Origin of the sequence: Caballeronia sp. GACF4, assembly GCF_023631025.1 — a bacterium.
Classification (GTDB): Bacteria; Pseudomonadota; Gammaproteobacteria; order Burkholderiales; family Burkholderiaceae; genus Caballeronia.
Map to the genome: position 1 here is coordinate 1 of NZ_JALQDW010000046.1, position 19,200 is coordinate 19,200.

11 protein-coding genes and 4 pseudogenes are annotated in these 19,200 nt (G+C 60.7%); 7 read left to right on the forward strand and 8 right to left on the reverse strand.

Features of this window, described 5'->3' with window-relative positions; translation table 11 throughout:
* Positions 1-193: 193 nt before the first annotated feature.
* Positions 194-1,380, forward strand: a pseudogene (locus NCR40_RS30955) (ISNCY family transposase); the annotation flags it as partial.
* 62 nt (positions 1,381-1,442) lie between these two features.
* Positions 1,443-2,253 (forward strand): annotated as a pseudogene (locus NCR40_RS30960) (IS5 family transposase).
* Positions 2,254-2,343: 90 nt separating this feature from the next.
* On the opposite strand, the gene NCR40_RS30965 reads toward NCR40_RS30960, so the two are convergent.
* Complete coding sequence (locus NCR40_RS30965) at positions 2,344-3,459, reverse strand: OmpA family protein (protein ID WP_250511778.1); 1,116 nt, start codon at positions 3,457-3,459, stop codon at positions 2,344-2,346.
* A gap of 12 nt (positions 3,460-3,471) precedes the next feature.
* On the reverse strand, positions 3,472-3,960 hold the full coding sequence (locus tag NCR40_RS30970; RefSeq protein WP_250511779.1) for a hypothetical protein: 489 nt from the start codon (positions 3,958-3,960) through the stop codon (positions 3,472-3,474).
* A 623-nt stretch (positions 3,961-4,583) separates the two neighbouring features.
* On the opposite strand from NCR40_RS30970, the gene NCR40_RS30975 reads away from it, so the two are divergent.
* From NCR40_RS30975 to NCR40_RS30985, 3 genes are all read left to right on the forward strand, one after another.
* Positions 4,584-6,428 carry a hypothetical protein gene (locus tag NCR40_RS30975; RefSeq protein ID WP_250511780.1) on the forward strand — a complete coding sequence of 615 codons (1,845 nt, stop codon included), beginning with the start codon at positions 4,584-4,586 and terminating at the stop codon, positions 6,426-6,428.
* Between the two features lie 106 nt (positions 6,429-6,534).
* Complete coding sequence (locus NCR40_RS30980; protein WP_250511785.1) at positions 6,535-7,596, forward strand: C1 family peptidase; 1,062 nt, start codon at positions 6,535-6,537, stop codon at positions 7,594-7,596.
* Positions 7,597-7,646: 50 nt separating this feature from the next.
* Positions 7,647-9,830 (forward strand): hypothetical protein, encoded by a 2,184-nt coding sequence (locus NCR40_RS30985; protein WP_250511786.1) that lies wholly within the window; start codon positions 7,647-7,649, stop codon positions 9,828-9,830.
* Positions 9,831-10,339: 509 nt separating this feature from the next.
* Here the strand turns inward: NCR40_RS30985 and NCR40_RS30990 are convergent.
* The 6 genes and pseudogenes from NCR40_RS30990 to NCR40_RS31015 all read right to left on the reverse strand — a co-directional run bounded on the left by NCR40_RS30990 (position 10,340) and on the right by NCR40_RS31015 (position 17,242).
* Positions 10,340-10,861: a GlcG/HbpS family heme-binding protein gene (locus tag NCR40_RS30990; protein WP_250511790.1), complete on the reverse strand. Its 522-nt coding sequence runs from the start codon at positions 10,859-10,861 to the stop codon at positions 10,340-10,342.
* 210 nt (positions 10,862-11,071) lie between these two features.
* Complete coding sequence (locus tag NCR40_RS30995) at positions 11,072-11,818, reverse strand: SDR family oxidoreductase (protein WP_250511791.1); 747 nt, start codon at positions 11,816-11,818, stop codon at positions 11,072-11,074.
* Between the two features lie 434 nt (positions 11,819-12,252).
* On the reverse strand, positions 12,253-13,155 hold the full coding sequence (locus NCR40_RS31000) for a LysR family transcriptional regulator (RefSeq protein ID WP_250511793.1): 903 nt from the start codon (positions 13,153-13,155) through the stop codon (positions 12,253-12,255).
* A 949-nt stretch (positions 13,156-14,104) separates the two neighbouring features.
* Positions 14,105-14,627: pseudogene (locus tag NCR40_RS31005) on the reverse strand (tyrosine-type recombinase/integrase); the annotation flags it as partial.
* Positions 14,628-14,843: 216 nt separating this feature from the next.
* A pseudogene (locus tag NCR40_RS31010) lies at positions 14,844-15,401 on the reverse strand (SDR family NAD(P)-dependent oxidoreductase); the annotation flags it as partial.
* Positions 15,402-16,123: 722 nt separating this feature from the next.
* The gene (locus NCR40_RS31015; protein WP_250511794.1) at positions 16,124-17,242 is read right to left on the reverse strand and encodes an AraC family transcriptional regulator; all 1,119 of its coding nucleotides are present in this window, start codon (positions 17,240-17,242) and stop codon (positions 16,124-16,126) included.
* A gap of 266 nt (positions 17,243-17,508) precedes the next feature.
* Between NCR40_RS31015 and NCR40_RS31020 the strand changes: the two genes are divergently transcribed.
* Both NCR40_RS31020 and NCR40_RS31025 read left to right on the forward strand, forming a co-directional pair.
* Entirely contained in the window at positions 17,509-18,591 is a 1,083-nt protein-coding gene (locus tag NCR40_RS31020) for a CAP domain-containing protein (protein ID WP_250511795.1), read from the forward strand.
* 13 nt (positions 18,592-18,604) lie between these two features.
* The coding region (locus tag NCR40_RS31025; RefSeq protein WP_250511797.1) for a hypothetical protein at positions 18,605-19,200 on the forward strand (596 nt) is incomplete at its 3' end.

Below are 19,200 nucleotides of genomic sequence, written 5' to 3' on the forward strand. Positions count from 1 at the left end.
GAAACTGTCTTCTTTGGAAGCAGGAACCGACCCCAAACCGGACATTTCAATTTAGCCGGATATCGGACATTTCAAATTGGCCTCGACAGTATGCAGTCCTTACTGCTGATTAAGACGGACTCTAGATTTAGTAAACGGGCGCAGATAGCTGCGACGATTGAAGGTGATCGAGGCCGTGGCGGACGGACGGCTGATGCCATGGCGCGCCGCCGAGCGGCTGAGCCTGAGTCGGCGACAGGTCGAGCGCCTGGTGATCCGTTATCGGGGCGATGGTGCCGCAGGCCTGATTTCAAGACGTCGCGGTAGTCGGAGCAATCACCAGTTGCCTGATAAGACGATCCGCCGGGCGCTGGCGTTGATTCACGAGCGCTATGCCGACTTCGGTCCGACGCTCGCGTGCGAGAAACTGCGCGAGTGCCACGGTTTGACGCTATCGAAGGAAACCGTACGCCATTTGATGACCGAGGCCGGCTTGTGGGTGCCGCGCCGGCAACGCCCGCCCAAGGTCTATCAACCCCGTGCGCGCCGTTCGTGTCTGGGCGAGCTGATCCAGATCGACGGCAGCGAGCATCGCTGGTTCGAGGAGCGTGCACCGCAATCTACGCTGGTGGTGTACGTGGACGATGCCACCAGTCGCCTGATGCATCTGCACTTTACCCCCACCGAATCGACCTTCAGCTATTTCGAGGCGACGCGCGCGTATCTGGAACGTTACGGCAAGCCGATGGCGTTCTACAGCGACCGGGCGAGCGTGTTCCGCAGCGTCGTGGCGCACAAGACCGGGCGTAGCGTGACGCAGTTCGGCCGTGCAATGTACCAGTTGAACTTCGAGACGCTGTGCGCCAATTCGCGTCCGGCCAAGGGACGGGTGGAGCGTGCCAATCTGACCTTGCAGGATCGTCCGGTCAAGGAGTTACGCCTGCGCGGCATCAACACGATGGCCGACGCCAATGCCTGGGCGCCCTGCTTCATGGCCGATTACAACGCGCGCTTTGGCAAGCCCGCGCGCAGCACGTTCGATGCGCACTGGCCATTGCACGACGATGAGCATCTGGACGAGATGCTGACGTGGCGCGAGCAGCGGCGCGTGACCAAGGCGCTGACCGTGCAGTACGACCGCGTGATGTATTTCCTGGAGGACACGGATGAGAACCGGGCGCTGATTCATCGGTATACCGAGGTATGGGAGTATCCCGACGGGCGCATTGAAATTCACGCGCTGGAGCGGATGCTGCCGTATCGGCAATATGATCGGCTCACCGAAGTGGTCACGGAGCGGTAGTCGGGCACAAACACCTGGACGGGGCATTGGAGCTCGCGCTGAGGCTGCAGGCCGCGCGTGATGACTGGCGTGCCGCGGGCTCGCCCTCGCGCGCCCATGGGGCTGTTAACTTTTCTGGCTTGGTGTTAACTTTCTGTCTTGTTTTGCCTGACAGGAAGCGATGCCTAAAGTACTCATAGATGACGAACTGTGGTCACTCATCGAACCACTTCTGCGTGCGCGAGCACCTCGCAATCGGCAATATGCGGGGCGCAAGCCGACACCCGACCGCGCTGTACTGACAGGCATCGTGTTCGTGCTGCGCTCCGGCATCGCGTGGAATCTCCTTCCGCAGGAGATGGGGTGTGGCCTAGGCACTGCCTGTTGGCGACGGCTCGTCCCATGGCAGGAAGCGGGCGTCTGGCAACGCGTCCACGAAACGCTCCTTGCCGAACTGCGTCGTCGTAGCAAAATCGATTTGTCGCGAGCACTCGTGGACAGCTCATCGATCCGCGTCGTGCTTGCGGGAACAAAACCGGCCCGAATCCCACGGACCGGCGCAAGCTCGGCAGCAAACACCACCTCATCGTCGACGCACAAGGCATCCCGCTCGCGGTCATCCTGAGCGCAGCGAATCGACACGACATCATCCAACTCGATGCGCTCGTCGAGGCAATACCCCATATCAAGGGCAAGCGCGGGCGCCCCCTGCATAAACCACAAAACGTTCAGGGCGATCGGGGCTACAGTTCCGAACCGCATCGGCAACGATTGAGAGAACGCGGCATCACGCCGGTGCTCCCAAAATCGGCTCGCCTCATGGAAGCGGGCTCGGCAAAACGCGTTGGTCAGTCGAGCGCTCTATTGCATGGCTTCACTCGTTTCGCCGCCTGAAGATTCGCTACAAACGTTATGCCCATATCCATCAAGCCTTCCTGTCTCTGGCCTGCGCCCTGATTTGCTGGACACGTCTCAAGCCACTGTTTAACTAATTTCGCAACAGTTTCTTAGTCATCGACCGCTATCACGGAAGACGCAAACCGTGAAAGCGCGCAGCACATGCATCATTCGCTAAAGATTCCTCAACGCACGCTCGGCGGCGGCGAAGTCATAAGCAGAAGTTGCACGCTACGATTGCTCTGGCTGTCGACTGCACGGCCCGTGAGCGCGGGCAAGTCGGTTTCGGGTAATTCGGCGACGAAAATGCGCGCCGCGCTGATTCCGCCCTCGGCAATCAGCGCTCCGCGCACAGCCTGAGCGCGCCGGGCCGCCAACGCCTTGTTCACCGCGCGGCTGCCTCGCGTGTCGGTGTAAGCGAGTACCAGCACGCACGTGTCGCGATGGCCGCGCAGATAGTCGCGCGATTTGGCAAGTTCCGTCATGCCCTCGGCAGACAGTACGGCCTTGCCCGTCTCGAACAAGATCGGATTCAATGCCGGGAGCGCCGCCACCGGTGGCGATGGCGGTGGCGGCGGATTCGAGACCGGCGTCGCGATGACGAAAACCTGCGTCACCGGCGGATCGACCTTGACTTCCTTTTTTTGCCCGACGGCCCAGGAGAACACGCCGATCGCGACGAGTGCAGCGAAGCCCAGTCCGAGGGCGCGGTTGCATCCGTCGACGACCCGACCACGAAGACGCGTATAGGCCGCCCAGTTGTTGATTGCTCCGACGTTGTCGTACAAGGCTTCATGAATCTGGCGCAGGATATCGACGCGAACGGTGCGTTCGGGCGGCGCATTGGATGCGCTGGCCAGGTCGACCTCGTCCAGCCAGTCCTTATGGGCGCCCGCGACATCCGCTTCGAGGTCATCGAGCCACAGCATGCCTTTCTCCGGCAGCAGGTTCTCGCGCTGACGCTGGAATTCGGCACGCAATGCTTCGATCTCTTTTTGATCGGCCGGATCGTACTGAGCAAGATTGATCTCTCGCCGCAGCACGCTCTGGTAGACGAGATCGGGCTGCAACAGCCGCAAGAGCAGCACGATCGAACGCCCGACCAGCCACACCGCGGCGACGAGTCCGATGGTCGCGATCGACCAGCGCAGCGTGGCGGACGCCGGATCAAGATTGCCGTAGCCGGTAAAAGGCGTGCCGGCGAGCAGCAAGCCTGCGATGCCGCCGAAGATGCCAACCAGCGTCTTGACGGTATCTCGCAGGTTGACCTTCGCGGTCGCGTAAATATCAGGGGAGGCCACTCAGCGCGCCGCTCAACCGGCGTCCGGCAACTTGAACAGGCGCACCGCGTCGACGCCGTTGGTGTGATCCTCTACGATCTGCCGCAGGTTCTCCAACTGACTCGGCGTCGTTCCGCTCCACGGCGCTACACCGACGTTGATCATCCTCAGACCGTTGTCGCTTACTTCGAGTCCAGACCCGCCCGGTCCGAAAGATTGCGCGAATTGGTCCCCGTTCATCCGTTCGATGCTTTCGAGGCTGTGCAGGTGCACGGAATCGTGAACGTGCATCCAGTCGAAATCGAGCGCTTCGCTTTTCTTGCCGGCGACGATCGCCATGATGCCCGGACACGGCTTCGGCAGCACGCGCCGCGAGATGGGCCTCATCACCACTTCGGGTTTGGCGGAATCAGGCTCAGGCGGCGCCGTTGTCGAGCTGGTTGGCAGAACAACTTCGATGATCTCGCCTCCGCACTCGATTCGCAGTGTATTGCGCGGCGTGAAATTGCAGGTAATCGACATGACACCTCCGTTCAGGGTCGAAAAATCGTAGTGTGGGTTCTTGGCGGAAGCACACGTCGCTGACATCGGTCGTCAGTGCCGTTCGATCCACGGCCCCGTCTGCATGAAATTGAACGGAACCGTTCAACGGCCGCGCGAAGCCTTAAGGATCGTAGACCAGAAAAAAGCCAACTCCAAGTTAGTTCGTATGCCTATTCGCTTGAATGCAAACGCGCGTCTCGGGTAACGTTTTATTTGTGAGGGGTAACGCACACATTCCTGTTCCGAACGATCCAGGCGTACTAAACTGAGCAACAGAGCGTTCCGGCCGCCGCCACGATTTCATCGCGGCAAGGCGGCCGAAAGTCGCAACACGCACTGGTTAAGATTCTCCTAGACATTTTCTCATACGCATAAGAACGTTCGTCCTCCGGACCGGTGTGATCGGCCTGACGCACCGCCGGACGACGCTTTGCTTCGATAACGATCGTTCGGGGTATCGTCCGATGAAAAACAATAACGATTCAGCGTCATACAAATTAGTTAGTTATACAAAATATATGAGGCGTATTAGATCGGGACTTTATCCCTTTCTATTACTCTCTCTTCTCGCGTGTTCACATCAGGAAATCGTCGAGCAGCATTTGCCGAACTCACAGCAGGAAGCCGCCGCCATTCACGTGGCCATTCTCTCGGTCGCACCTTGGCATACCTACGCATCGGCGCTTCAACCGAACATGAATGTGAGTATCAAGGAAGCGATCCAGATGGCGCTTCCGGTCAGTTCGCAGTATCAGCGCTATCTGTTAAGTCTGCTGTCCGCATCCGTCGCGATTCAGGGGCCGACGATCGGCCGCAGTTCCACCAGTTCGTCAATGCAGAGCAACGGCGCAAGCGACAATGCCGTGCGCACAACGGTGGACGGCGTGCTGAGCGCGTCCGATGCCAGTACCGCAAGCTCCGCCAGCGCAGCGTCGAACACCGCGAGCACGACGCGCAATTCAGGTGCGGTGCCCGCGTCCACGCCTGCCTTCGCAACGATGACCGACTTGCCGAGTGCACTCGCGTTCACCGGCAGTGGATTGACGCCGAGTCAACTTCTGGCAAGCGAAATCGGCTTCTCCATTTTTCAGGAGATGCAGATATTGAGTCGCTACGTAGGCGATGCCGCGTTCAGGAACGGCTATGAGCCGTACATCGTGCGCGCGCAGGTGAGTATTGCGCCGTATGCGCATCATCAGCCGTTCGATACTTACGTTCAGTTGGGCCTTTTCACCAAATGCGTGAACAATGTGAGCGACGTCGAAAATCAAGAGGCGGTCGAAGTCGATGCGAACCCGCCTTCGCCCAAGGAAAGGAAGAGCAATGCTCGATATACCGCGCTAGTACTGCCTTTGCTTGTCACGGATCAAATGGAAACACAGCAAGCGTCGAACGCAGCCAATATTGCTCATCAATTGGCGCTGAGTCTTGGCGGCAGCGTCGGCGACGTAGGGGCTAAAGGCGATCTTCAGTCGATCAAAAAAAGACTCGATTCGCTGCTCGGAATTGAATACAACAGTCTCTATATGGTGTCGAGAACGATTGACAATGTTCTGCAAGTACGCTTCGGCGCGGGCTACGACGCGGTGTCCGGATATGCCATGACCACGTCGACGCATCAGGTGACCTTCGTGCTGATGACACGTAAGCATACGTGTCCGGCCGGACAGCATACGCAGATTCTCATGTCGTCGGCTTCGAAACTGCGCAATGCGCAAACCGGAGCTGCGTTGCACGCCGACCGTCAATTGCTTGCCGCACAAGTCCAGGAGATCCTGGAGCGTTTCAACGCAAGCCAGTCAATCGACTTCGCGGCCGTTTTGCACCTTATCGGTGTGATTCAGGACAACGACTACTTCAAGTTTCGGCAATTTCTCATCGAGCGCGGTGTCGATCCTTCCATGGGAGAAGCGCTATGGACCAACCTTGCCGATGTCATCGGCTCCAGTGAATACGGCTACGCGGTGGCCGATCAACCTTCGTGGCCGCAAGACGTCACGCGCAGCCGGGACAACCGTTTGCAGAACGTGTTGCTGAAACAGAGTCCGATCGTGCAAGACAGCGAGACGGGCGCGACGGTCACGCTGGCCTTCGACCCGGCGCTCCGGCAGAACATGACGAGCGCAGCGCTGCGCTTTTCAGGTGCGAACGCGCCCACGCTCGTTGCGCAAATTCAACCGGGCCCGAGCGTCGGAACGGTCGTCCTGTCCTTTCCGGCGCTGAGTGCATTGGGTGCGTCCCGGCTCGTTCCAAAAGCCGGCGGCCCGTTGAACGCGACGCTGGACATCCAGACCGAAGACACTTACTGGAAGCAATCCGGCCAGCCGCCGCTGCACGACTTCAGCCTCAAACCCGTCATTTACGTGCCGATGCCCAAAAAGGCGGATCCGCCAAAGGCGGCATCGGATCAGAAGAAGACGACGGACAAGGTTGCGAAAGCCGGCTAGAACGCGGGCAATCAAGCCGTGTGACGCCCGCATTTCCACAACTCACAGCCAATAAATTTTCAGTGATTTCCGGGGAAACGAGAACGCTAATCGAGAGGTCTTTGTCATGGCCAAGCGCGGCAAACAGAAGAAGGATTTGAAGGCCGGAGCCGGGAAGAATGTCGAGCCGGACGCAACGCAGTCCGACAGTGACGGGCATGTTCCCGTCCTGCTCGTCAATCCGGACAACGACCGCGCGGCTCCCGCCGACGCGGACAGTGACCTCAGGTTTCCCGTGCTCGCGCGGCATGTCGTCATGGTGCGAAACGGTTCGCCGCAGGCGCTCGTCGATGCCTCGTCGCTGCCTGTCTTTCCGGTCACCGAACCGGGCGGACCGCTGCGGTCCCGCCGGATCAAACGCCTGGGCTGGAACCGTGATCTGCCGGATGCGCGCGATCATCTTTACGCCGCGCCACATTTCGTTTCGATGCCCGCGAGCATGAGTCTTCGGGCGCAGTGCCCGGAAGTCTACGATCAGGGCGAGATCGGCAGTTGCACCGCCAACGCCATCGCAGCGGCGATTCAGTACGAGCGCATGCGGCAAGGGCTGACGCGCGCCAGCGCCACGCCTTCGCGCCTGTTCATCTACTACAACGAACGGGTGATCGAGGGCGATGTCATCGCGGACAAAGGCGCGCAGATACGCGATGGCATCAAGGTGATTTCGTCGCAAGGCGATTGTTTCGAAGGCAAAGGAAAAAGCGACTGGCCATACGATATCGCCAGAGTCAACGACAAGCCTACGCCCGCCTGCTACACCAGCGCCCTGAGGGATCGGGCGGTGAGCTACAGCCGTCTGATTCAGCAACTCGATCAACTCAAGGGATGTCTCGCCTCGGGCTTTCCGTTCGTGTTCGGCTTTGCGTGCTATGACGCGTTCGAATCACAGGAAGTCGCGAAGACCGGCGTGCTCAACATGCCCGGCCGGGCCGAGAAACTCGTCGGCGGCCATGCCGTCATGGCAGTCGGCTATGACGATGCCACGCACACGTTTCAGGTCCGCAATTCCTGGGGCAAGGACTGGGGTCAGCAGGGTTACTTCGACATGCCCTACGAATATCTGATCAGCACCGAGCTTTGCGCCGACTTCTGGACCATCAGGCTCGTGTCCGGCACGAAGGCCAATTGAGCCGCGACGTGCCGGTCATCGGATGGCCCTACTCGCAAATACGGTGACCCATGATCAGCAATGTGCTTGCCCGTTGTCGCGCGTCGCTTACCGCGTCAGTCCGCACACGTCATCCGGCGCTGCTGGTGGCGGCCGCATTGATCGTATCCGGCTGTACTTGGATCACCAACGGCATCGCGAACAAGGTCTACTCGAATCTTCAGCGTCCTTATGAAACGGAAGCGCCTGCTACGTTCATTGCGTATCCATCGTCGCCGCAGACCGAGGCGATCATCGGGGGCGAGGGGCGTGGCATCGATTGCTCGATTCCTGCCATCGGCGATCTCGCCTTCAGCCAGGCGGCGGGCGTGTCCGATATTCGCCTTCGCTTTCGTCAGGCGTGTGTGAATCACGATTTCTGTTACCGGCATGGGCTAGCGACTTATGGCTATACGCAGAACGATTGCGATCTCGCGCTTCAGGAGTCGGCCTTTCGCCTTTGCCGGCAAATACAGGCAAGCGGCGGCGAGGACGCGGCAAGCGAAAAGAATTCGGCCACTGATCCCTACCGCTTCTGCGAAACAGAAGCGAAAAAGGTGCTCCTGGGCGTGGCGCTCGGCGGCTCGGGCTCTTACAAGGGCGCGGGAAGATCGACCTATTTCGAATACGACCCGATGCCCGCACATGCCGACAACTACGTGATTTCGCGCGCCCTGCCTTCTGACTGGGGTCCGTCAGACCCGAACAATCTCGGCATTCGCTCTTTCTGGTTCAGGCGCAACGCGGTCACCATGTATTACTCGGTGGAAACGGCGGGCTCCGATCACGTGCTCGATCGCAAAAACACATTGGCGGCTCCGTTCCCGCTCGGGCGGGTCGCAACACCGCCGCAATTCGCGGAAGACAACTCCGGCGCGCCGTTCGCTGCGCTTGCGCGCGACGGCTTCACGGATACGAGTCTGGAAGTCGAACGCCTCAATCCCGAGTTTTCAGCGCCCAAGTTCCTGTCGCTCGACAAGGTCATGAAATGCAAGTCTGACCGCGGGTGGTTCGATTGCGACGTGTCGGTCGGCAAGATCGTTCGAAAGGACGATACCGCCGAAGTCGTGTCGCTGACGCACAGAGGCACGCTGCCATCGGGAACGGGACCGAAGTTGCTGGAACATCGGCTCGATCGTCTCCCTGAATCATCGTACATCGCGCACGATCTCGATTCGCAGAATGTGCACAACGCCTATCGTTTTCTGGTTCACGACGTGCTCATCGAAAAGAACGCGCAGGGCAATGCGACGCATGCGTGGGTGCTGGCGCGTGGCGTGGGCATCGATCCGGCCGGACATTATCTGACGGACGATCCCGCTCGGAACTTTTCGACTCAGGTGCTGGCGACCCGGCAGAAACTCGGCGACGGTCAGTCCGAAGTTCCGCAACGCTTCATGCTCGACGCCACCGAGAAGAACGAACCGCTTAGTCTCGTGCGGGTGAACCGCGAAGGCGCCAATGCGCTGATCGGCGTGGACTGGCGCGAGGACGACGACGACCGTCGCAGCATGACGCCGAGGCTCAAGACATGGCTTCTCACGGACGATGCGCTTCCCGGCGCCGGCACGCCCGTCGAATTGATGAAAGAAACGCGTGACTGCTATCTGGAGATTCCGCCGATCATCGCGCGCTTTCCCCAGATAAACGATGCACAGATGTTCTTTCCGCGATTCACGACCAAGCCACAACGCGACGAGGATTGCGCGAAGCCGGACGAGACGGCGGATCCCCTGCTCCGCTTCGACGTGCTGTTCGCGCGGTTTCATCTCGATGCGGCGTCCCGGTTAAAGGTCGTTCCGGCCGGCGGATTCTTATGCGACATCGATCTGGCTGCTCAGTATGGCAGTCGCTATGCGTCACCGATCAGGGAGCAGGCTGCCCGCTCGCACGATCAGACGCCGGGCGTCGATGCGGCCGCGCATAGCCCGGCGTGGGACGCCGCCATAATCGAAATGCGGCATCGCTGGCGAATGAGTCAGGTGATCGCCTCGGCGCGCACATCGAAGACCGGTGAACAGGAAGTCGCGCTGACCGCCGTGTTCAACGGCTTTACTGGCATGACATTTCAGGCGCTGTTTCATATCGGCGCGGACCAGAATCTCGTATTGGACCGCGTGGCGGGCGGGGAACGCTTCATCAAATGCCAGCCGAGACGAGACCTGGAAAAGCGCAGCGCCGCGGATTCTCAAACCGCGAATACGGTATTGCGATAACACGAGGCTTCGTTTGCTGATGACTCGGCGCGTGACGAACTATTAGTTGCGCCATCGACAAATGTCCGGCTTGAAAACCTGCCGTACCACTTGCATGGGCCCAATAATCGGCAGCGCAGTCCATGACGACGGACATTCACCGCCTTCCACCACCGCACTCCTATCTCGCGACGTCACCCGGCAGCAGTTCCCTCGTTTCCTAATCGGTGAAAGCGACCCACTCCGGTCGGACGGCCCTCTCAGAAGCGGTCAGTCAGTCGCATCAAGGTTTTGCGAAATTGAGTGCTACAAAGCGGCCGTTGGCGACCTCACCCGATCAGCCATTTCCGGTCTTTCGCGGACGACCGCTATGCGGCAGCGAACAGGAGGACGGCCTACAGAGCCTCGTCGGTGTGTCGGCGCGAGACCGCTCCATCTGATGCGCAGAGCGGGCCGGTCCCAACCCCGTGAAGGCACCAATCTGCATGGCGATCAAAGCGCGCGACCTAGTGCACTTCGACTATTCCGCTCTACCTCTTCATAAGCTCTGCCGCCTTGGCAATGCCCGCTTGCGCGCAGACTTCATCCTTGTCGCCACCGGGCGAGCCGCCTACACCGAGTCCGGCAATGGTCTCCTCACCCACCTTGAAAGCCACGCCCCCTGGAAGGGCGGTCACGTTGGGCGTACTGGCCAGCGATTGAGCAACGAGCGGCGGGTATCTCGTCAGGACGCCGATGAAACCGCTGGTGGTATCGACGTGGAAAATCGGACCCATGGTGACTACTGTGTAAGCCTTGCGGAAACTGCTGTCCTTGGTGTGGATCACCGCGTGGTCGCCGCGTAGGACGACTTGCGGGGTGCCTGAGACGTCGACGACCGTCGCGGTCACGTCATAGCCATTTGCCTTGCATGTGTCCACGGCAGTTTGGGCGGCGATGATCGCAGTGTTCAGCGGAAGCGTCTTGCCATTGATCGAGACCTGTGCTTGAGCTGACGCCTGGAAGCCTAGATAAATGATTCCTGCCACGACGGCGAACGAAGTAATGCGCATTTCAATATTCCTGTGAGGTTGAATGGCGGTGAGTGGCGAGCCGCAACTCGGGATGGTTCATGGACGAGCAACCTGAGGCATTTCGACAGTTCAATGGTGCGTTGTTCGAGCCCGCTGTGAGAATCTCCTACCGTGCGCGAGCCATATCGAGGCGATGGGCTTGGCCGTTGCCCGGCGAAGCCCGCCGTTCTGAAGGCTCCTGCGAGATCATCAAAACTGGGTCAGGCCACCGTCGACCACCAGCTCCGTGCCTGTCGTATACGAAGAGTCGTCGCTGGCCAGGAACAGCGCAGTCTTTGCGAGTTCTATCGCATCGCCGAAGCGCTTCAACGCGACTTTCTGCGTAATGCCGGCGGCAATCTCTGACAGCACGTTGTCAGGCAGCCCGATCTTGCTGTAGAACGGGGTGGCGATCGCGCCCGGGCTAACTGCATTTACGCGAATGCCGCGCGGGGCCAGTTCTGCGCCGAGGGTTCGCACGAGGGAGCGCGCCGCCGCCTTCGTCGCCGCCAAGATAGACAGGCCCGGGTATCCGATCGTGTTCAGAAACGACGTCGTCACGATGATGCTGCCCCCCTGTGTCATGACCGGAGCCGCCTTCTGGATCGTGAAAAACGTTCCGGTGAAGTTGAGCGCAACGTTTTCGGTGACATACGCTTCCGTCACTGCCTCGAGCGGAGCGACCGTTGTGGCGCCTGCGTTGGCGAAGAGCACGTCGATACGACCGAACCTGGCGCTTGTCTCTTCGACGGCGCGCTCGATGTCGGCCACCCTTCGAATGTCCGCGCGGACAAGCAGTGCCTTGCCGCCAAGTTCGTTACCGGCCACCGCGAGGCGCTCCGCATTCGAGCCGACCAGCACCAGTTGGGCACCCTCGACCTGGAACAGCTTTGCGGTTTCCAGGCCAATGCCCGACGTGCCACCAGTGACGAATGCGACCTTGTTCTTGAGCTTCATTTCAGTTACCTCATATTGGCTAAGTTGAATGACGAAAGAGGCGTCAACCGTGGGATGCGACGCGGAACACCGACCAGTTCGGCCACCTGATCCCAGTCGATCGTTTTGCACAGGACGAATCATCCACTTAACCACTCCAAACCTGAATATGTGGAATTCAACCAACATCTAATCGGAAAATGGTTAGATCCTTGCGCAGGCCGGGCCGATTGTGGCGTGAGCATGCCAATCAGCGGCCCCGCCCCAACCCCCATAGCGCAACCGCCGTAGAGCGGGCATTGAAGCAGGCGCGGCAAGTGGAGCGCAGCTGGCCGGTAGCATTGAAGGGGTAGAGAACTCGCAGTGACCGTCAATTGAAGCGGTTGCGTGACGACTTGCCTTCGAGGCCCGCAGCCCGCGGTATGCGCACTCGATCAGGCGCAGCGAGCACCTTTTCAGATCGACGGGACGCACCCGAAGTCAGCCAACGCTTCTCGAAGCTTCGGGACGGCGAAATCAATGAACCGGCGGAGCTTGACCGGCATCATGTTTCGGGACAGGTAAACGAGATGCACCGGTATCGGGTCGACCTCGAATTCCTGCAGGATGAATCGGAGTTTCCTAGCGCGCACGGCCTCCGCCACGTCGTGCTCAAGCAGCATCGTCGCGCCCACGCCATCAATGGCGGCATCGGCCGCCGCATCTGGTGAAGTCACGAGCAATCGTGGCGCGCCCGTAAGAGTGTGAAACTCGTTTGCGTCCGCATGGCGAAACCGCCAGGGGGACAGGAACGGGCTGTTGAATACGACGCGAGGGTAGTCGTGAAGATCCCCGGGGGTGCGGGGCATACCGTACGTCTTCAGAAGCTTCGGGCTTGCGACCACCACGACTCGCAACATGCCGAGTCGCGTTGCGATTAGGCTACTGTTGCTCAGGTGACCAATCCGGATTGCAACGTCCACCTGCGAATCGACGAGGTCGACGTTGCGGTCAGACTGCAAGAGCTGGATCCGGATCTCTGGAAACAGCCTAAGGAATTCATTGATGACAGAAAGCACCCGCAGGCGCGCCACCTGTACCGGCGTCGTCAGTACAAGTTCGCCGCGCGGATTGGTGAACTCTCCGGCCGCGCGACGCTCCTGCTCTTCGACCTGTTCGAGAATCCGTTTTGCGGCGGCGACGTAGTCGACCCCTGCATCCGTCAAATGGAGCTTGCGTGTTGTTCGAACGAGAAGTTTTGTGCCTACCGATTCTTCCAGATCATTGACATTGCGCGTGAGCGTCGCGACTGGAATTCGCAGTTTCCTGGCAGCAGCGGATAGGCTTCCTTCCTCCATGGAGGCGACCAGCATCGCCATCGCTTCCAATCTATCCAATATGACGCACCTCAGAAAGCCGACATGTTCATGGTCCAATTCTCGTGGAAGCTTGGCCGTCAGTCGTAGTCGACGAGAGCCTTTATCGAGAAGACACATCGGCCACCCGAGATCGCCGAGCGCGCCAACCGGGGCATACCTTACCATCAGCACCGTCGCGGAGCCCAAAGGCTGTGCCCTCGATTTGGGATGCGAGAGTCGAAGTGGAGAGCATCGCCGGGTTTCGGGATAAAATCGTTGACTTCGACTCGCCACTCTAGGCGCCCCGCAGTGTGTGGAGCACTTCTTCCGCCTTCGTGCTCGACGAAGACGAACTTGTCGACCCTGCCGGGAAACTTGAATAGAAATGGTCGCGACGTTCGATCTCGGGTCACGTGGGTGAGAGCTACATAGTCGTAGCCGAATACGCTGCCAACGAGCAGCGCTTTGCTCAGTCAGCGCCAACGGGCCGCTGACGAGCAGCACCTCAGTGGCAAGCCTGGAGAGTCCGGCCATTGGTTCGGATTAGATCGACCGGTCTAATAGCTGAGGTTGCTCGATTGAAACCTTCATTCGTGGTGGTTCGCAACTGATTCGCCAAGGGCTAGCAAGGTAACTGCTGTGACCACCGGCTGGCCTCGAGCCCTTAGGAGGCAACGACGGCAGTGGGCCGTGACATGCCTTTGGGTGATCGTCGGATCGGCCAGCAGCTTTTCGACGGCCAAATTGTTCGGGGCCATGCACGCTCAGGGTCAGGCTGCGTCGGTCTGCTGCCCGAACTCATCGCCCTGAAGCGGTCACTGAGATTCCGCAGCCCCAAAGCGGCCAATCGCAAGCGCGTACTTCCGTTTAGGTTTATTCGACGCCTGCCCTCAAGCACAAGCGGGTGAGGGAACGACGGCGCGCGCGGGCAGGCGTTGGATAAACCTCGAGGGAGGAAACCGCGGAGTGGCAGGCGTTCGAGCAGCACTGGCGAGAGCATCGCATAGCGGTCCTTGCGGCCCTTGCCCTGTTCGACGCGCAGTGTCATGCGCTGGCTATCGATGTCGCCGACCTTGAGTGCGACCACTTCGCTGGCACGTAACCCCGTGCCGTAAGCCAGCGACAACGCCGTCTGATGCTTTAAATTGCCTGTTGCCGCGATCAGTCGACGGACCTCGTCGGGGCTAAGGATGACCGGCAGGATGCGCGGCACGCGCACCGGCTGCATCCGGGCCATCAGCTCCGGCTTCTGAAGCGTGATCTCGAAGAAGAACTTCAGCCCGGTGATGGCTGCATTGAGCGAGATGGGCGACGTTCCATGGTCGACCAGATGCAGCTGGTAACTTCGCAGGTCTTCGACAGTCGCGGTATCGGGCAAACTCGCGAACGCTGCGCAGATAGGCCGACTGGGTCTTGGGAGAAAGCTGGCGCATGCGCATGTCATCAGTCATGCGCTGGCGCAACGGGCTGACGCCCTGTTGGGTGGAGGTCATGATGCAGCTCCGTTTGAAGAACGAGGCGGATTGCCTCGATCCTCAACATACGGAACTGCGCAGCGGACCTCTCAGGAACCTGCCACGTTGGCCGAAGCCCTCTACCGCGCGAGCGGTTTCGTTCTTCGACCCTTAGCAGCCACCCGCGCCGCGCTGTTAGGGACGTCCGCTCTCCGACGCACTGCCGCCTCTTGGCGTGTTTCGCTTATCGCAACGCTACGAGCCGACTTTCACGCTCATTCCGCCATCTACCATCACGACTGATCCGACCATGAAGCTTGCTCGCTCAGAGGCAAGGAATAGGACCACTTCCGCGATTTCTTTCGGATTGGCCGCCCGACCGATCGGCGCGCCTTCACCGTGCGTAGCTAACGCCGCGACGCCGTTGCCGCCGGACGCAACGTCGTTGAGGATGTTCGTAAGTACGTCGCCAGAGCCAACGGCATTGACCCGGATTCCGTACTCGATAGCCTCCAGTGCAAGCGTTCGCGTCAACTGCGCAAGAGCGCCTTTCGATGCGGTATAAGCGGCGATTGTGGGGAATGCGAAGTACGAGGCATAGGAAGCTACGTTCACAATTGCGCCAGAACCCTGCGGAATCATCGCTTTCATAGCTTCGCGTGAGTGCAGGAAGGCGCCTGTCACGTTGACATTCATGATGCGCTCCCAGTCGTCGCGCGACATGTCCACCACCAGCTTGTTGATGATGATGCCCGCGTTGTTCACGAGCAGGTCCAGCCGCGAAAACCGTTCGACTGCAAGCGCTACCGCTTTGGGTCGCTTTCACCCACTGGGAAACGAAGGAACTGTTGCCAGGTGACGTCGCAAGATAGGAGTGCGGTGGTCGAGGGCGGCGACTGTCCGTCGTCATTGACTGGGCTGCCGGTTATGAGCCCAAGGCAAGTGGTACGGCAGTTTTCAAGCCGGACATCTGTCGAAGACGCAACATAGTCCGCAATGGCACCCTTCGACGACGGCCGCAAACAATGCGCTGCGAACTGTGGGCATTGATTTACCGCGTCTAAGGCAACATCTTGGCAGCGAATGTCACAGCTATGTGAATTTAGACGACTGCGAACGGCTGGATCGCTTCGGCGATATCGGCGAAGGCTCGCCGCTGTCGAGTGTCAGCGGATGTAGTAACGACCGTTTCTCCCATGCTCAGCGACCTCGCTGGCTCGCACGGTCAAACGCTGAGCGACGAGTTTCATTCGGATAACTAACAAAAAGCGATAAAAAAATTATATTATGTAAAACGTCAAGCCGGTTCACAGTCGACGTCCCCCTTGTGGCCAATCAGTCAAAGCATAAAAACAACATCATCGAGCAGGATCAGTGTTCGATCAAGCGTGCCACCGGCCGTCGACGGCTGAATGCTGCTGGCACATGGGCAGAACGAGGCGAAATGAGTCTTACGCGCCTGGACCATCTGCAGGCCGCGCATCACTTTACGGCGGACGCGAGGCTTTTTTGAGTTCCGCGCGCCAGCAGCCGGGTTATCCCCGCAGATTGCGCACCGCAGCTTCGTAGCGGGCCACGAGGGCCTCGGGCGAATCCACAGGTGGCGGAGCCGCCGGCGCGCTCGAATCGCTGCGCGCTTCGCTCGGCGTGCAGCCGAAGCGCTCGCGAAATGCGCGATTGAAGGTCGACTCGCTGGAAAAACCCACCGCGAAGGCGACCTCCCCGACCCGCTCGCGGGTGCGCCGCGGGTCGCACAAGCGGCGCATCGCCTCGTCGAGCCGCTTGCCCCTCAACAGGCGCGCCACGCCGCCGACGTCGCCGAAGAGCTCGTAAAGCGCCGTGCGCGACAGCTGCAACGCCGCGCAAATGGCGTCGACATCCAGATCCGGATCGAGCAGTCGCTGATCGATGAAGGACAAAGCTCGCGCTCGCAGCATGGGCGCCAAACGCGGGTCGCCGTGACGCGTCTCGGGCGAGAGCGCGTGCGGCAGCAGGCACGCGGACAATAGGCCGAGCGTGGCATTCGCGGCGACCTTGGACTGTTCGACGCTCATGTCCGTGAGCACGCCCGCGAGCGAAACGAAGTGAGAGGCCACCAGCGCGCCCACAGGGTCCCCGGTGGCGAAAGTCGCGCCATGCAGCCGGGAGCCCTCGGGCATTAGCCGGTCGAGCGCCGCGCGCGGGACGCTCAGCGTGAGCATGGGCGCATCTTGGGCGAAGCCGACATTTTCGACGTTCATGTCGCGCACGGCGATCGAATTGAGCGCAACGCGCTGGCGCCCTTCCGCCGACTCCGACGAAAGGCTGCCGCCCAGCAGACAGTGAATCAGGTATTGGTCCACGCCGGAAGTCGCGATGCGCCGACGCGTTCTGCGAAACTGCACCTCGTCGCGGGCGCCGTGCTTGGTAAGAAGCATCGCCCCGCCCAGGTCCCACGTCTCGATTTTCGCGGTGAATTCGCTTTTGGAGCGCTCGATTTCATACATCGGACGCAACGCCTCGCGCCAGATTTCTTCCGCGTCCGCGCGCTTCATCATCGCGCTGTCAAACGTCAACGGCTTGGGCATGCCCACCTCGATTGTTTTGTTCCGACTTGTTTTTCCAGATGGTAGCTGAGCCGCCAGGCTTTGGCCCCGCGCCAGCGCCCGAAACATTGCCCCCCGGACAAAACGCAAAGAAAAAGCGGACGAATTGCGCGGCGCAAAAGTGCGCCCGGACGCAACATTGCGCCCACGCCCCGCGCCGCGACAAGCGGCTTGACAGCGAATAAGCCGAAACCGAACACGCAGCGAGGACGACCAATCCACCGGTTCGCGGCGCGGGCGTGTTTAAAGATCAGCAAAACCAGCAACAGCCAATAAAGCTCACCCAGCGCAGGACGCAAGCCGGGCGGGACAGAAAACTACGAGGGAGTCACAACATGAACAAGACCATTTTTGCAATTGCGGCCACGGCGCTGCTGGCTGCCGCGTGCGGCGGCGGAGGCGACCATGGGGGCGCGGCAACAACGCCCAGCGGGTCGAGCAGTCCGGGCTCGAACACGAGCGGCAACGGCTCGACTGCGACCCCGGTTGCGATTTCGTTGCTCACCCCGACCGGCGCAAGCGCCGGCGGCGTGCCCGCTCCGACCGGGGACGTGGTGAATGACTCATTTGCGTTCATCAACGCGATGCGCAACCAGCTGAGCCTCTCGTCGCTCAAGTTCGTGTCGCAAGTGGCGACCGCCGCGCAGAACCACGCCCTTTACATGCAGTCGACCAACGGCATCGGCCACTATGAAACGGCGGGCCAACCGAACTACACGGGCGTGACGCCGTCGGACCGCGTCGCGGCCGTGGGCTACACCACCAACTCGGTCGGCGAGATCGCCGCAGGCTACACCGGCGCGTTCCACAGCTCGACGCAAGCGATCGACGGCCTCTTCGACGCGCCTTTCCACCGCTCGATCTTCCTGTTCGACACGACGGGCGTGGGCGTCGGCCAAGCGGCGAACACGGATCCCGTGAAGTTCTCAACGCTCGTCGCCGACTTTGTCGACTACGTCGCCGCGACGCCAGACAACAAGCTGATCGCTTACCCGTATGAGGGCCAGACGAACGTCAAGCCGAGCTGGGAGGCCAACGAGTCTCCGAATCCGATGGCCAACGCTCCGCAATACATCATGAAGACCGTAGGCTACCCGGTCACGCTGAGCGCTGCCAACAATGGCGCGTTCTCGAACGTGAAGTTCGCGATCACGGACGCCTTGGGCGCCGCGGTGCCGTGCGAGGAGATTGACAACAGCAACAACTCGGAATCGACCCGCCTGGCGATGTGCACGCCCTACGCGCCGCTGGTCGCGAACACGACTTACAAGGTCGCCGTGACGGGCTCGCTGTCCAACACGTCCTTTGCCGCGACGCCGTTTTCGGTGAGCTGGTCGTTCACCACGGGAGCCGCCCCGGCGGCGACTGCAAAGGCCGCGCGCCCGGCGGGCTCGTCGACGCCGCCGGTCTTCAATTGATCGGCGCGCCGCCATGCCCTTGCCCTCTCTCGCCGCCTCCGCGGCCCTCGCCGCCTCGGCGGCGCTCACGGCCTCCTTGCCCGCTCCGGTCGTCTCCCCCGCGCCGTCCGCCGAGGCGCAAAACCCGCCGTCCGCGCAGGCGCCCGTTTATGGCGTCGGCGAGGAGTGGGCGTTTTCGTTCGTCAACGAGCTCGACCCCTCCAAAAGCGGCGGCTACGCGCAGCGCGTCGAGCGCATTGAGAACGGCCACGCGTTGTTGAGCGTGGTCGTCAACGGCCAGCCCGGAACCGGCGAGCTCGACGAAAACGCATGCGTCGTGCGCGGCCCTAACGCCACTTACTCGCCCAGCAACGAAGCGCTGCGCTTTCCTCTGTTCGTCGGCAAGGCGTGGGAAGCCGCTTACGTCTACTCCGAGGGCGTGTGGTCGGCCAACGACCGGCGCCGCGCGAAAGTGGTTGCGTATGAGCGCGTGCAGACGCCTGCGGGGATTTTTGACGCGTTTCGCGTCGAGGCGTCCATCGCGTGGAGCGGCGTCGGGGGGGGGGGGGGGGGGCCCCCCCCCGCGCCGGGCGGGTTTTTTTTGTGGCCGCCGCGCGCGGCCCGCCACCC